The organism is Cupriavidus sp. MPR-AND1C (assembly GCF_058809705.1).
Map to the genome: position 1 here is coordinate 14,511 of NZ_JBXASU010000007.1, position 13,875 is coordinate 28,385.

Genomic DNA, 13,875 nt, shown 5'->3' on the forward strand with positions numbered 1-13,875 from the left:
CATGATGGCAAGGTGTTGCACTTTTGATTTGAGGCCGCCATTTATTGTCGAGGTGGCGCAGTACTTTCGCGAATTACTAGGTCAGGCTCGAACTCGGTCTGGATGTTTTTGGCTCCTCCTTCGATCTGCTCAATCAAGTTGCGCGAAGTAAGCTCGCCAATCAGAACGGGATTCGAGTGCACTGTCGTTAGCGCGGGTGTTACCAGTTCCGCCATCTGCCAGTCGCCGAAGCCTGTGACAGAGATGTCGCTCGGAACCGAAAGTCCCAATGTGCGGCACTCCGCGATCGCCGCCACAGCAATGAAGTCATTGATGCATATCAGGGCGGTCGGCTGTTCCCGATGCAACAGCAAGTCCTTGCGCTGCAGGCAGACGCGCACCGCTTGTCGCACAGCAGATGCATCGTAAGGGGTCGGAAAAATGCGGTTATCGGGTAAGGAAATGTCGTTCTCGCTGAGGACGTCTCGGATCCCCAGAAGCCGTTGAGACGATAGAAACTGAGTTTCGAGAGGACCTGGGAGCACTGCAAACTGCCGGTGTCCTTGTTTGACTAAGTAGGTGGTTAGCCTGCGCATAGCCAAGCGGTTGTCATACCCCACCGTCGGATGCATCCCTTCGCGGTCCACGGCCCACATTAGTACATACGGGATAGCGTGCTTGTGTATCAGCGAGAAGACTTCGGGATGATGTTGTGAACCGATTATTGCGATCCCGTCCACTCTACGCTCCAATAGGGCGCGGGCGCAGCGCAATTCGGTCTCACTGTCGTCCCGATGGCAAGTCAACAGAACGGTATATCCAAGCCGGTCGAGCTGGGCCTCCAAGGTATCTACTGCTTTGGCGTAAAGTTCATTCATCAGTGTCGGCGCAATTATGCCCACCGATCGCGTGCGCCCCTGACGTAGTTCGCGAGCCGCCGAGAAGGGAACGTAGTTGAGGCTTGCAATAGCGTTCTGCACTCGCTCCAGCGTGTCAGGTCGCAGCCTATCCGGCGATGTCAGTGCACGGGAGACTGTTGCCGAGGAAACGCCGGCGAGGAGGGCGACTTGCTTGACATTCACCATATCGGGTCAGATGTTATCTTCAGCCGGAATGACGGCCGTCTGCCATCCATTGTAACGATTGGTAGTCGAAAGCAGTTCCCGTCGTTGGAGGGTTCCCGAAGACGGATCGACATCCCTGGTGAGGCTAGTCGAGCCGGACCTTTGCTGAATCTGCCACTCGCTTCCACTTCGAAACTTCGGCGCGAAGCAACGCATTGAACGCCTCAGGCGTGCCGCCTGCGATCTGCGCTCCTTGAGCCATCAGCTTGTCGCGGACCTCCGGATCCTGAAGGGCTTTGTTGAACTCGCTGTTCATCTTAGCAATGATGGCCTGTGATGTCCCGCTCGGGACCATGAACCCGCCCCAGGAAACGGCTTCGTAGCCGTTTATCCCGAGTGCTTCATCTACCGTGGGCACATCGGGCAGTGACGGTAATCGAGTCTTGCTCGTGACCGCGAGCGCCCTGAGCTTTCCACTCTTGACTTGCGGCATTCCCGCGAGCGAGGTGGGAAGGGCAACATTGATCTGCTGACCGAGCACGTCTGTGAGCGAAGGCGCGTCTCCCTTATAGGGAACGTGGTTCATCTTGACGCCAGCCATGGTACTAAGGAGTTCCCCGGCCAGATGGCTGCCCGAACCATTGCCGGCGCATCCAAAGGTGATCTGCCCTGGCCTAGCCTTTGCCATCGAGACTAGTTGGCGCAGGTCCTTTATTGGCGAATTTGCTGCTGTGACGATAATGAGCGGCACCGTTGTCACTAAGGAATTGCTGATCAATGAGGTTTGCGCTTGATGTTGCACAAGCCAAGGACTTCAGCTTTCGCAATCCGGGAGAGATGGGCCGATTCAAGCCGTCTTTCTCGCGTTTCGCACCTTTCCTGGTCGCGCTTTTGCGCGCTCAGGACGGATTGCTCCCCTCTAAGGACAACAACAGCCTCCTGGCGAACACCAGATTCGCCAAACCAAACAGGCTGAACAACTGCGCCGTGTTCTTGAACAGGCCCTTGTAGCGAACCTTGCGATGACCAAACAGATTCTTGATAACGTGGAACGGATGCTCAACCCGCGACCGAATCTGTGCCTTGACCCGCTCGACGGCGATCAGCAAGTCCTTGACGGCTCCGTCACACATCGCCTTGATCTTGCCGCGCTTGACGGCCACCTGCCACTTCACGGTCTTGCCTTGCATCTCCTCGCGCTTGTCCACGCCCGTGTAGCCCGCGTCGCCAAACGCATGCTCCTCGTGGCCATGCAGCAAGGCATGGGCCTGCGACACGTCCGACTCTTGGCCGCTGTGCCCACCACGCTATGCACCAGCCCAGAGGCCGCATCCACGCCGACGTCGGGTAGCAGCGGCGCATTTCTGCGCCACTGCCCCCTAAGGTAGGGTCGAGAACTGGCGCGCGCACCTTCAGGTGCCGGTGGTGATTCCACCGCTTTCGCGATGGCCCGCAATCCGGCGACCATAGTCACGTTTCCAACTCCCGCCACGTCAAACGCAGCATGCGGTTTTCCCGCACTACGCTTTCCTGTTTGCTTCATGTCAAGGTATATGGGACCTATCATGCCGGGGCCGCTTTCGTCGATGGTCGACGACGAACCCGATAGCCGTTGAACAGCTTCAGTTCGTCATAGAGCCACCGCCTACTCCACGTCTTCCAGCCGAAGCCCCGACGATTCCGGGAGCGCTCCAGATGGCGCCTGACCTTCTTTTCCACCCAGTCCTGGATGAAGCTGAAGCACTCACTGGAGTGTCCGACCGCGAAGTAGTTCACCCAGCCACGTAGCACCGGATTTATCAGTTGCACCACCCGATCCACCGGCTGCGACTGGTATCGCCTGAACACCTCCTTGAGTTTGCGCAGCAACGCCGTGCGTTTCTTCAACTTGGGCGTATAGTGCGCTCGCCACACCTGTCTCTTTATGCTGCGCAATCGACGGAAGTCGAATCCCAGAAAGCCAAAGCTCTCACCGCAGTCCAAATCCACCGTGCGACTCTTCTCTTCATTGACCTCGACCTGCAACTTGGCAAACTCTTCCCGAAGCCGTCGGCTTTCGCGTCAGTTCATGCTCGACGAGCAGGCGGCGAAACTTCAGCAGCGTGGTCGCGTCTGGCACCGCCTCGACTGCCAGGTCGATCCCGGCAAACGCCCGCATCGCCATGCTGTCGTACAGCGCGTCTTCCAGTGCCTCGTCCGACAGCCCGTACCACTGCAGGAGGAAGTAAATGCGCAGCATCCGCTCAAGGCCGATCGGCGGCCGGCCACGTTTGCCCTTGGGGTAGTACGGCTCGACCGCCGCAATCAGGCGCGCCCACGGCACCACGCTCTCCATCTCCGACAGGAAGCGCTGGCGGCGCGTCACACGCTTCTTGCCGTGACTTTCCGCTTCCGCAAAACTGATCTGTCGCTTCATCACAGGACCTGAATCATGGACACGCTCATGACAACGCGCTCACCCAATGCCTCGATGACTCGCGCACTGATTTAATCAGATGGTATGGACGCCTCCCCCCGGCAACGGGGCGCCGCTTACCTGCAAGAGTAACTGTAAGGGTCCTCGCTGCCATGGCATCCCTATGCCAAAGTGGAGGTGTCGATTGCAAACGACCCTGATCGGGACGATCCAAAATGAAGCTTACCGTCATCGGCATGGATATTGCCAAGCATGTCTTCCAACTTCATGCGGTGAATGCCAACACCGGTGAAATCGAGCGCATCAAGTTGAAGCGGAGCCAGGTCACCGACTTCCTTGCTCAGCGGGAGCGTTCACTCATTGCCATCGAAGCTTGCGGCAGCGCCCACCGTTGGGCACGAGAACTGCAGAAGCTCGGCCACGAAGTGAAGCTCATCTCTGTGCGATCGGTTCGTCCCTTTGTGTTGCGTAATAAAACCGACGCTGCCGATGCCAGAGCTATCTGGACAGCAGTCCAGCAGCCCGAGGCGCGGTTTGTTGCGATCAAGAGCGAGCAGCAACAGACCATTCTGGCGCTGCACCGCATCCGGGCTCAACTGATGAAGTTCCGGATCATGCAGACGAACGCATTGCGCGGCTTACTCTATGAGTTTGGTGAAGTCCTTCCGGAAGGATCTCGGGAATTTGCCGAAAAAATTTCTGGTGCGCTTGCCAAGATCGCGAATCGCTTGCCAGCCATACTGATCGACAGCCTACGAGAGCAATGGGCACGCGTGCAGGCAACCGACAAGGAAATCGCTGTGCTGGAACGTCGGCTCAAGGTTGCGCTTTGCGACAATCAGGAATGCCAGAAGATCGCTGAAATTCCTGGCGTGGGGCTGCTAACCGCCACGGCTGCGGTGGCTGCGATCGGCGATGCCAAAACGTTTCGCTCCGGGCGTGAGTTCGCTGCCTGGTTAGGCTTGGTACCGAAACAAACGGGCACCGGTGGTCACGTGCGCCAGCTTGGCATTAGCAAGCGAGGTGACACCTACCTGCGCACCCTACTCATACACGGCGCCAGATCGGTGATCATCAAAGGCGCATGAACCGCCTGGCTCGACGGATTGCTTCAGCGACGTCCTTTCAATGTAGTGGTGGCTGCCGTAGCCAACAAACTCGCCCGGACCATCTGGGCGGTGCTAGCAAGGGATACGAGATACACGGCACCCGCCATGGCTGCATAGCCAGGTGCGTGGCCCGCCTGAACTGACTTCTTCTCAAGGAGCGCAAGCATTGATCGCATGATGGCTAACAGGTTGGACCGGGGCGAGGAAAACCCGATAGGGAATGTGAGCAGCAACGCTCGATGATCAGATGAGGACCTCGCCAGCGAATTCCATATGGGCCAGCAGGCTGAGCGGCCTGCACAAAAGGGCCGGACATAGGCGTGCTGCCTTCACCTGTCGACCACCATGTCAATCGGCTTGCAATCCGGGAGGCGTCCACATAAGGCGATTCCCTAGTGACGGATCGCGCCGCAGCAACTATGACAGTTGTGCATCGCCAGAACACCGGGTTGTCGCGCCATCATCAGTACGAGCACGCTGACAACCAAGGTGGCCGCATTGATCTGGAGTATCGGATGCGGGCTCAAAGTACTGGCTACTGAGCGGCCCCAGATCTCAATGCCTTTACGTTGACCGCCAGCCAAAGCGGCAGTGTCGCAGACACCACGCATCAGAACAGCTTCGAAGATTGATCCTGCCCGGCAACTTTCATGTCGCAGAATCGTCTGCGTAGCTAGGTACGCCTCCGCTACTCCCAAATTAGGGCGTCATCTCCTGGATGCAGCTTGATGCGGGTTTCAACGTGCGTTCCTTCGGCGCGAGTATGCCTGCGGACGGTCCATTCTCGATCGTCTGTTGCGAAGATATTGGCGCCAACATGGGCGTTGCCGTACGGGGCGTTAGTATGCGCAAGTGATCTGCTAATGCGATTTCCAGCGTCCCATTGCCAGTTGCAGCTAGTAGAACGACCACGCCTGGGTTACGGTGAAATGGGAAGCGCTGATCATCCAAGAAATCAGAATCGTGCGTCAGTATGATGCGTCGCGTTTCACAAGCCGTCGCGAAACTGGCCTCGTCGGCGTGTCCAATGAGCGCCATGCTAGGGTAAGCCGCCTACTTTTCCGATGAGAGTAAGGCGTCCGGGCCAGCCCTTGCGCCCGCAGCGCTCGTGCCGCCGTGATGCCGTGATGCCGTGATGCCGGCGGCGGGTGTCCCGACGACTACGATGTGCTCACGGGAAATCATCAGAGATCCTCGTGAACCTCGATTGCAAGCGCCGGACAGATCCCAGCGGCCAAGCGGGCAGATTCGTGTTGATCAGTCGACGGTTCCGCACCCGGGGCGATGAGCGAACTCCCTACGCTGGCCCCATCCCAACAAGCCTTGAGACCATCGCTGCGGCATTCTGAAGTGTTGGAATGATTTCATTCTCGATCCTTTCGGGTGTCGCCTCGGCTGGCGATGTGGAAATCCCGATAGCCAGCTGGCGGTTGCCAACCCGAGCAAGCGGGACTGCAACTGAGATCTGATTGCTCTCTGGATACTCGACCATCGCCCATTCACCGACCCCGAGGGTCAACGCCTGTGTGAGCGCGCTACTTGGAGGCAGGATGCTTCCAACCCGGAGATTCATCACCACGAGGCGACGGCGTTCCGCGAGTGCCATCGCCCTTCCAATAATGATCACCCCGTCGGGGTTCGCTTCACCCAGGTTGGATGTTCCTGCGTACGTGTCAGCCAGTTGCTGGAGCATCTGCTGAACCGAGTCTGTCACTCCCAAACTTTCCAAAGCAGCAAAGCCGATTTCGAAGACTCGGGTAGTCAAGCGCCATTGGTTGCCCTCGCGCGCGACATATCCCTCCTCCTCCAAAGTCAATAGAAAGCGCAGAACGGTCGGGTGCGGCAGGTCTACGGCACGCGACAACTCCGCCAACGTAGGTCGCCCGTTCTCTCGGAAAGCGCGCAGCACCGCTAGACAGCGTTGGATCGATCTATTATTCTTCATTCGTACACCCTGTGTACCGCTAGTTCACCTAGTGAACATCATAAACCAGGTGCCCTTGAGATGCAACCTGCTTCTTGAGGTCAGGAGACAACGAATGAAACGATGGATATTGGGCTTTAGCGCCGCTGTGGTGGGGTGCTGGGCAGCGACCGGTCAATCTGTTGCGAACGCCAGCGAGTCCTGGCCGAGTCGCCCGATCAAGTGGGTCGTGCCGTATCCGCCGGGCGGCACCACTGACATGCTGGCACGTATCGTCGGTGCCAAGCTCTCTGAACGACTCGGGCAGCCCGTGGTGATCGAGAACAAGCCAGGCGCTGGGGGCGATGTTGGCACGGCCTATGTTGCGAAACAGCCCGCTGATGGATACACCATCGTTATGGGCAATATTGGTCCTATTGCCATCAACCCCACGCTTACTCCCGACGCTCGCTTTTCTCCCACGCGAGATCTCGCGCCGGTGACGCTCCTGGCGGAGGTTCCCAACCTGCTGGTGGTCAACCCGCAACTGCCGGTCAAATCGGTGAAGGAACTCGTTCAGTACGCGAAGCAACAGCCCAATCCCTTGTCGTACGCAACGCCTGGCAACGGAACATCTTTGCACTTGGCGGGTGAACTGTTCGCTTCGACAGCGGGCCTGCGCATGGTTCATGTGCCATACCGCGGTAGCGGCCCCGGCCTGAACGACACGATGGCAGGCCATGTACCGATCATGTTTGACAACATGCCTTCGGCATTGAATCTCGTAAAAGGCGGAAAGGTTCGCGCACTCGCCATCACGAGTGCTGTCCGTTCCCCGTTGCTGCCGGACGTCCCAACGATGACTGAAGCTGGTCTGAGCAACTATCAGATCACTGGTTGGTTCGGCGTCTTGGTACCTGCCGCAACGCCGAAGCCGATCGTCACCCGTTTGGATGCCGAAATTCAAGCTGTACTCAAGATGCCTGACGTCCGCAGCAAGATTGGCGACATCGGCGGAATCATCTCTGGCGCAGGACGAGATGAGTTCGGCCGATTCATCCAGCAGGAGTCGGCGAAATGGCAAAAGCTCATTCGTACCGCGCACATCACCGTGCAGTAGGTCAGTTACTTTAAGGAAGAAGCAATGTTGAACTCGGTTGACAGAATCCTCGTTGCGGTGCGCGACCTCGATCAAGCAGAGCAGAACTACAGGGAAGTACTTGGGGCGCAGTATCTTGATGAGCTTGCAAGCGACCATCTGAATGCCCGTGGCCGTAGCCTGGTAATCGGCGAAAGCACGGTCGAACTTTGGACCCCGCGGGGAGCAGGGGTCGTAAGTGATCATCTTGATAGCTTCGGGGAAGGCCTCTTCTTTGGAGGGGTCTCGACAGCTAGCCTGGCTGAATGCCAGAGGTTCCTTGCCGAGCAAGGTATCCGATTTGCTGAAGCCGACGGCCGTCTCTATTTGAACGCGGGCGGCCTCTATGGCATGCCACTCGTTGTCAGCGAAGCGGCAGCGCGGGTTCGAGCGAATGGTCCTGTGTCGTTTCTGTACGAGCTCACCATGGTTCTCAGCACCGACTGGCGAGAAGTCGCGGATTGCTACGCGCGAAAACTGGGCCTGCAGCGCGACAAGGCAGTAGACATCACGTTCGCGCGATTTGGCTATGAAGGCACGCTGCTGATGTTCGCGCCGGATCGTCTCGATCGCATCGAATTGGCTGAAGCGCATGATCCCGCCTTTGCCATGGGCAGGTTTTCGGGCAAGCGAGGTGACGCACTTTACATGTGCTACATCGAAACGCATGATTTGGCGGACGTAATCAGGCGACTCGAATCGCGCAACGCAAAGTGGACCCGAAGGACCGACACGGGCAAGCCCGAGCAGGACGGCCTCTGGATCCATCCGAGCGCGCTGAATGGCGTCCTACTTGGTGTATCCCGAACCTCGTTGGCGTGGGGATGGTCCGGTAGCCCCGAGAAAGTCGAAGAGATTTCAGAGGTGCAGTCGTGATGCCGGAGATCTTCGATCAGCAATACATCGGGGGATCGTGGCGCCGTGCTTCTGGCACACAGCTCATCGACGTAGAGGACCCGAATACTGGCCTGGTATCGGCCCAAATTCTTCCAGGTACCGAGGAGGACGTCGGTCTCGCCTTGGGTGCCGCGCAGAACGCATTGGCCAGCTGGTCCGCAACATCCGTGTCGGACAAATGCGCAATTCTTAATCGCCTAAAAGACCAACTCACAAATCGGCAGGAGTCGTTGGCCGATGCTATCGCGGCTGAGGTTGGCACGCCCTTGAAGATCTCACGCATCGTTCAAGTCGACTCGCCCATTCGGAACATTGGGAACTTCGTAAAGCTGGCGGAAGGATTTCCATGGCAATCGCGAACGGGCCCATCTGTCATCGTCCGGGAGCCATTCGGCGTCGTGGCATGTATCACGCCATGGAATTTCCCGCTTCATCAGATCATTCTGAAGGTGGTGCCCGCGCTTCTGGCCGGGAACACAGTCGTGCTCAAACCAAGTGAATTGACGCCCCGAACAACGCGCCTTATCTGCGATGCCATCAATGACGCAGGCTTTCCTTCGGGCGTGGTGAACGTTGTGAACGGCTTGGGTGCGGTAGTGGGCGCAGCGTTGGCGCGAGCTGACGGCGTGGACATGGTTAGCTTCACAGGATCCACGGAAGCGGGTCGTGCAGTGTCTTGCTTGGCCGCGTCGACCATTAAGAAGGTGACGCTGGAATTGGGCGGCAAGTCGCCTTCCTTGGTATTGCCGGGTGCGGACCTGACTGTGGCCGTCAAGGGAACGCTCGCTTCCTGCTTCCTCAACAACGGTCAGACTTGCAGCGCGCTGACCAGGTTGATTGTTCACTCGCGTGATGTGTCGGCCGTCGAAGCCCTGGTGAAGCAAGAACTCGCCAAGTTCTCTGTCGGATCCAGCCTCGTCGAAGGCCATCGGATCGGCCCGCTCATTTCTGGCAAGCAGCGTGACCGCGTGCAGGAACTAGCGGAAAAAGGGGTAGCGGAGGGCGCCACGCTCATCGCGTCAGGCCAGGATGTTCCGCCTGCAGGATTCTTCGTCAGCCCGAAGGTGTTTCTCACAGATCAACATAACTATCTGGCCAAGGAAGAGGTGTTTGGCCCCGTGCTCTGCGTGATTCCCTACGACGAAATCGACGACGGCATCCGCATCGCCAACGCAACGGTGTATGGCCTGGCGGCGGCCGTTTGGGGCGATCCTGACCTCGCACTCGACGCCGCTAAGAAGATTCGTGCAGGACAGGTCGATATTAACGGCGCCCGATTCAACCCCGTAGCGCCCTTCGGCGGCTTCAAACAAAGCGGTGTTGGCCGGGAGGCGGGTCACGTCGGTTTGGATGAGTTCCTCGAGTACAAATCTATCCAAATGAACGAGGGATGACGGGATGTCTCTTATGCAGAAACAAGCTCTAGGGAACATTCGCGTATTGGATATGACGCGAGTGCTCGCAGGGCCATGGTGTACCCAGATGCTGGGCGACATGGGAGCCGATGTCATCAAGATTGAGCACCCATCGCGAGGGGATGATACGCGGCAGTGGGGGCCGCCGTATGCGATGACGAGTGAAGCGGAAGTGCTTGAGGATTCCACCTACTTCGCTTCCGCAAATCGGAACAAACGATCGGTTGGCGTGGACATCGCCAACCCAGACGGTGCGGATCTGATCCGTAAGCTCGTTCTTGAGTGCGACATCTTTGTAGAGAACTTTAAGGTTGGTGATCTGGCTCGTCGAGGGCTTGACTACGACAGTCTGAAAAAGATCAATCCGCGCCTGATCTATTGCTCTATCACCGGGTACGGCCAATCCGGGCCGTACGCTGACCGCCCCGGCTACGACTTCGTTTTCCAGGGGGAAAGCGGGCTGATGAGCATAACGGGCGAGCGTGATGACGAGCCTGGTGGTGGGCCACAGAAGGTCGGGATCGCCATTGCTGATCTGACGACGGGACTGTATGCGACGGTCGCGATCCTCGCCGCGTTGAACCACAGGAATGTCACGGGAGAAGGTCAGCACATCGATTTGGCACTGCTCGATTGTCTGGTTGGCTTGTCGTCGAATCAGGGATTGTCGTGCCTGATCAATGGCGCCGAACCGCACCGGTGGGGGAACGCGCATCCGTCTCTCGTACCGTATCAAGTCTTTGATACGGCAGACGGTAAGGTGGTAGTTGCTGTGGGGAACGATTCCCAGTGGCAACGCTTTTGCCAAGCGATCGACGCCAAAGAACTGGCCCGGGATTCGACGTTCTATTCCGCATCCGGACGCATTCGGAATCGAGAGGCGCTAATTGCGCAGGTGTCGTCGGTTCTTGCGGCGCGCCAAACCGAGCATTGGCTTGCCGCGTTCTCCGCAGCGGATATCCCGCACGGTCGTATCAATACCTACAAGGAAGCCTTTGCTCACCCACAGGTCATCCACCGTCAGATGGCGATCGACGTGCCGGTTGACAAAGGTATCGGCTCGGTACGGGGCATCGCCAATCCCATCAAATTCAGTAAAACGCCGGTGCACTACGTTCGGGCGCCCGCGAAACTCGGTCAGCACACAGAAGACGTGCTTTCCGACTTGCTAGAACTTTCCGCGGACCACATCGCCGGTCTCGAAGAACGTGGGGTGATTAGTTGCCAAACGTCAAAAAAGACACTTCAGGAGCAATCATGAGCATCCAAGCTAATAATGTCGGAAACGTCCTGGAGATTTGCATTGCGCGTCCAGAAAAGCGCAATGCGATCAGCGCCGCGATGTACCAGGAACTGACCCGTCTTCTGGATGAGGCCAACGCGGACAAGGAATGTGCCGCAGTCATCGTGCATGGTGCGGGCGGACACTTCACTGTCGGTGCCGATATCAATGATTTCCAGACCCGGCGGGGTAATGAAGATTCCCCTGCTGTCACGCTTCTCCGGAAGATGGCCGCGATCGATGTGCCGCTAATCGCAGCAGTCGAGGGACTGGCGATTGGAATCGGCGCCACGATGCTGCAACACGTCGATTTTGCCTACGCATCCCAAGATGCGCGCTTCCGCATGCCGTTCGTATCGCTGGGTCTGTGCCCCGAGGGCGCATCCAGCTACCTGCTCGAATCGCTGGTAGGTGTCCGGAAGGCACGTGAGTGGTTGATGCTTGGAAAGTTCTTTGATGCAGAAGAAGCTTTCGATGCCGGGCTTCTGACGTCGCTGACGCAGGACGGGGAAGCCCTTGCACGGGCGCGCGAAACGGCTGCCGAACTGGCAAAGCTTCCCAAGGCTTCGGTACGCGCGACAAAGCGGATGTTGAACCACGAGAATCGTGCCGCTGTGGGTTCTGCGCTCGACCTGGAAGTGAAGATGTTCGCCGAACTCTTGAATACCGAAGCCACTCAGGAAATCTTCAAATCCTTCCTGAACAAGAAGCGTTAAGAACGCCATGGCCGAGTTGATAAAAATCGAATCAGAAAATTTCGTCCGGGTCATTACGATGAATCGGCCGGATAAGAGAAACGCGCTGAACTCGGAAATGTGCGACGCGTTGCACGACGCGTGGCAAGACTTCGCGGGCTCAGAGGATCGCGTTGCCCTGCTACGTGCAGAGGGGTCGGTGTTTACGGCAGGCCTCGACACGAACGATCCACCGGATTCCTTTTGGCATGCCATTCCCAATGTCGCATTTGACATTGGAAAGCCGGTTATTGCAGCGGTTAATGGCCCCGTGATAGCGGCGGGCGTATCGATGCTTGCATTCTGCGATCTTTGTGTAGCGACTTCGGCAACGACCTTCGTTTATCCCGAAGGTCGCCTAGGCATGGCAGCCGGCTTGATTAGCTCGCTGGTCGGTCGGATTCCCCACAAGATCGCGATGGAGCTCATGTTGACCGGGCGCCCGGTATCCGCCCAACGGGCCTATGAAGTCGGATTCGTAAACGAACTCTGTGAACCAGGAAGCGAAACAGAGGCAGCTCTAGTGACAGCGCGTCAGATTGCGAGCGCAGCGCCGCTGGTACTGCGTTTCCTCAAACAGGCGGCGAGACACTCGATTCCGGTAGGACTGGTTGAGGCAGGCTATAGCGCCCAGTACCAAGCTCAGATGCTGGCCAGGAGTGAAGACGCCCGGGAAGGGGCGTTGGCGGCCAAGGAGCGTCGCGCTCCCGTTTTCGTGGGCCGCTAGGACTAACTAACACAGTAGGGGACTGAGAAATGGATCTGAATTTCACAGAAGAAGAGCAGGAATTTAGAAAAGAGGTACATGCGTGGATCGACGCCCATTTGCCGAAGGAGATCTCGCACAAGGTGCACAACGGACTGCAGCTATCCCGCACCGATATGCAGCGTTGGCACCAAATTCTGGGGAAAAAGGGTTGGCTGACGTATAAGTGGCCAGTCGAGTTCGGCGGCACGGGCTGGACACCAGTGCAGCGGCACATATTCGAGGAAGAGTGCGCGTTGGCAGGAGCACCGCGACTCGTGCCCTATGGGCCTGTCATGGTGGCACCAGTCATCATGGCATTTGGTAACGCTGAGCAACAGGCGCGCTTCTTGCCCGGCATTGTGACGGGCGATGTTTGGTGGAGCCAGGGTTACAGCGAGCCGGGATCGGGTTCCGACCTGGCTTCGCTCAAGACACGAGCGGAGCGAAAGGGAGACAAGTACATAGTCAATGGTCAAAAGATCTGGACCACGTTGGCTCAGTACGGGGAGTGGATTTTCTGTCTCGTCCGGACCAATACAGAAGGGAAGCCGCAGGCAGGGATCAGTTTCCTGCTCATTGACATGCGTTCGCCTGGCGTCACGGTTCGGCCCATTAAGCTGCTGGACGGCGAGTGCGAGGTCAATGAGGTCTGGTTCGACAATGTTGAGGTCCCCGTTGAGAACCTGATTGGCGAAGAAAATAAGGGCTGGACCTATGCCAAACACCTTCTCAGTCACGAACGCTCGAACATTGCAGAAGTCGGGCGTGCCAAGCGTGAGCTCCGACGCCTGAAGCGAATCGCGGCTGCAGAAGGCATGATGGACGACCCTCGTTTCAAAGACGAGGTTTCGAAGCTCGAGGTAGATATTATCGCGCTCGAAATGCTGGTTCTTCGCGTTATCTCGGCAGAAAAATCCGGGAAGAATCCATTGGATATCGCAGGCCTACTGAAAATCCGAGGCAGTGAGATTCAACAGCGCTACAGTGAATTGATGATGCTGGCTGCAGGTCCCTATAGCCTCCCATTTATTCAAGACGCTATGTTGACGGAGTGGGATGGCGAGTTCCCAGGTGGAGAGCGACGGAACGCTCCGCTTGCCGCGACATATTTTAATCTGCGGAAAACCACTATCTACGGTGGCTCCAATGAAGTGCAGCGTAACATTGTTTCGCAAGTGGTCCTCGGATAA

General features: G+C 57.6%; 12 protein-coding genes and 3 pseudogenes. 8 read left to right on the forward strand and 7 right to left on the reverse strand.

Annotated elements, in window-relative coordinates; all coding sequences use genetic code 11:
- Window positions 1–41: 41 nt before the first annotated feature.
- From AC1RWI_RS06355 to AC1RWI_RS06375, 5 genes and pseudogenes are all read right to left on the reverse strand, one after another.
- Complete coding sequence (locus AC1RWI_RS06355; protein WP_043355368.1) at window positions 42–1,064, reverse strand: LacI family DNA-binding transcriptional regulator; 1,023 nt, start codon at window positions 1,062–1,064, stop codon at window positions 42–44.
- Window positions 1,065–1,188: 124 nt separating this feature from the next.
- Window positions 1,189–1,821, reverse strand: coding sequence for a tripartite tricarboxylate transporter substrate-binding protein (locus tag AC1RWI_RS06360; protein WP_231108945.1), 633 nt, complete (start codon window positions 1,819–1,821; stop codon window positions 1,189–1,191).
- Window positions 1,822–1,942: 121 nt separating this feature from the next.
- Window positions 1,943–2,385 (reverse strand): annotated as a pseudogene (locus tag AC1RWI_RS06365) (transposase); the annotation flags it as partial.
- A gap of 221 nt (window positions 2,386–2,606) precedes the next feature.
- Entirely contained in the window at window positions 2,607–3,068 is a 462-nt protein-coding gene (locus AC1RWI_RS06370) for a group II intron maturase-specific domain-containing protein (protein ID WP_224039293.1), read from the reverse strand.
- A 28-nt stretch (window positions 3,069–3,096) separates the two neighbouring features.
- A pseudogene (locus AC1RWI_RS06375) lies at window positions 3,097–3,459 on the reverse strand (IS5/IS1182 family transposase); the annotation flags it as partial.
- A 215-nt stretch (window positions 3,460–3,674) separates the two neighbouring features.
- Between AC1RWI_RS06375 and AC1RWI_RS06380 the strand changes: the two are divergent.
- Window positions 3,675–4,685: pseudogene (locus AC1RWI_RS06380) on the forward strand (IS110 family RNA-guided transposase).
- 582 nt (window positions 4,686–5,267) lie between these two features.
- Here the strand turns inward: AC1RWI_RS06380 and AC1RWI_RS06385 are convergent.
- Both AC1RWI_RS06385 and AC1RWI_RS06390 read right to left on the reverse strand, forming a co-directional pair.
- A complete protein-coding gene (locus tag AC1RWI_RS06385) occupies window positions 5,268–5,606 on the reverse strand; it encodes a DUF5615 family PIN-like protein (RefSeq protein WP_373424146.1) in 339 nt (112 codons plus the stop codon).
- A gap of 259 nt (window positions 5,607–5,865) precedes the next feature.
- Complete coding sequence (locus AC1RWI_RS06390) at window positions 5,866–6,513, reverse strand: IclR family transcriptional regulator (RefSeq protein WP_043355366.1); 648 nt, start codon at window positions 6,511–6,513, stop codon at window positions 5,866–5,868.
- Window positions 6,514–6,607: 94 nt separating this feature from the next.
- Here AC1RWI_RS06390 and AC1RWI_RS06395 point away from each other — a divergent pair, with 94 nt between their 5' ends.
- Genes AC1RWI_RS06395 through AC1RWI_RS06425 form a run of 7 tightly spaced genes read left to right on the forward strand, consistent with a single transcriptional unit; the run spans window position 6,608 to window position 13,875 of the window.
- Complete coding sequence (locus tag AC1RWI_RS06395; protein ID WP_043355363.1) at window positions 6,608–7,591, forward strand: Bug family tripartite tricarboxylate transporter substrate binding protein; 984 nt, start codon at window positions 6,608–6,610, stop codon at window positions 7,589–7,591.
- A gap of 24 nt (window positions 7,592–7,615) precedes the next feature.
- Window positions 7,616–8,485, forward strand: coding sequence for a VOC family protein (locus AC1RWI_RS06400; protein ID WP_052495072.1), 870 nt, complete (start codon window positions 7,616–7,618; stop codon window positions 8,483–8,485).
- The gene (locus AC1RWI_RS06405) at window positions 8,485–9,900 is read left to right on the forward strand and encodes an aldehyde dehydrogenase family protein (protein WP_043355360.1); all 1,416 of its coding nucleotides are present in this window, start codon (window positions 8,485–8,487) and stop codon (window positions 9,898–9,900) included. Before AC1RWI_RS06400 ends, AC1RWI_RS06405 begins: the two co-directional genes overlap by 1 nt.
- 13 nt (window positions 9,901–9,913) lie before the next feature.
- Window positions 9,914–11,182 (forward strand): CaiB/BaiF CoA transferase family protein, encoded by a 1,269-nt coding sequence (locus AC1RWI_RS06410; RefSeq protein WP_043358200.1) that lies wholly within the window; start codon window positions 9,914–9,916, stop codon window positions 11,180–11,182.
- Window positions 11,179–11,919, forward strand: coding sequence for an enoyl-CoA hydratase/isomerase family protein (locus AC1RWI_RS06415; RefSeq protein ID WP_043355358.1), 741 nt, complete (start codon window positions 11,179–11,181; stop codon window positions 11,917–11,919). The genes AC1RWI_RS06410 and AC1RWI_RS06415 overlap by 4 nt, the downstream gene beginning before the upstream one ends.
- Window positions 11,920–11,926: 7 nt before the next feature.
- Window positions 11,927–12,664, forward strand: a complete 738-nt coding sequence (locus tag AC1RWI_RS06420; protein ID WP_043355356.1) for an enoyl-CoA hydratase/isomerase family protein — start codon at window positions 11,927–11,929, stop codon at window positions 12,662–12,664.
- 29 nt (window positions 12,665–12,693) lie between these two features.
- Window positions 12,694–13,875, forward strand: a complete 1,182-nt coding sequence (locus AC1RWI_RS06425; RefSeq protein WP_043355354.1) for an acyl-CoA dehydrogenase family protein — start codon at window positions 12,694–12,696, stop codon at window positions 13,873–13,875.

Coding starts and splice junctions, on each gene's coding strand:
- AC1RWI_RS06355 (WP_043355368.1), bottom strand. CDS start 1,064: ATGGTGAATGTCAAGCAAGTCGCCCTCCTCGCCGGCGTTTCCTCGGCA.
- AC1RWI_RS06385 (WP_373424146.1), bottom strand. CDS start 5,606: ATGGCGCTCATTGGACACGCCGACGAGGCCAGTTTCGCGACGGCTTGT.
- AC1RWI_RS06390 (WP_043355366.1), bottom strand. CDS start 6,513: ATGAAGAATAATAGATCGATCCAACGCTGTCTAGCGGTGCTGCGCGCT.
- AC1RWI_RS06395 (WP_043355363.1), top strand. CDS start 6,608: ATGAAACGATGGATATTGGGCTTTAGCGCCGCTGTGGTGGGGTGCTGG.
- AC1RWI_RS06400 (WP_052495072.1), top strand. CDS start 7,616: ATGTTGAACTCGGTTGACAGAATCCTCGTTGCGGTGCGCGACCTCGAT.
- AC1RWI_RS06405 (WP_043355360.1), top strand. CDS start 8,485: ATGCCGGAGATCTTCGATCAGCAATACATCGGGGGATCGTGGCGCCGT.
- AC1RWI_RS06410 (WP_043358200.1), top strand. CDS start 9,914: ATGCAGAAACAAGCTCTAGGGAACATTCGCGTATTGGATATGACGCGA.
- AC1RWI_RS06415 (WP_043355358.1), top strand. CDS start 11,179: ATGAGCATCCAAGCTAATAATGTCGGAAACGTCCTGGAGATTTGCATT.
- AC1RWI_RS06420 (WP_043355356.1), top strand. CDS start 11,927: ATGGCCGAGTTGATAAAAATCGAATCAGAAAATTTCGTCCGGGTCATT.
- AC1RWI_RS06425 (WP_043355354.1), top strand. CDS start 12,694: ATGGATCTGAATTTCACAGAAGAAGAGCAGGAATTTAGAAAAGAGGTA.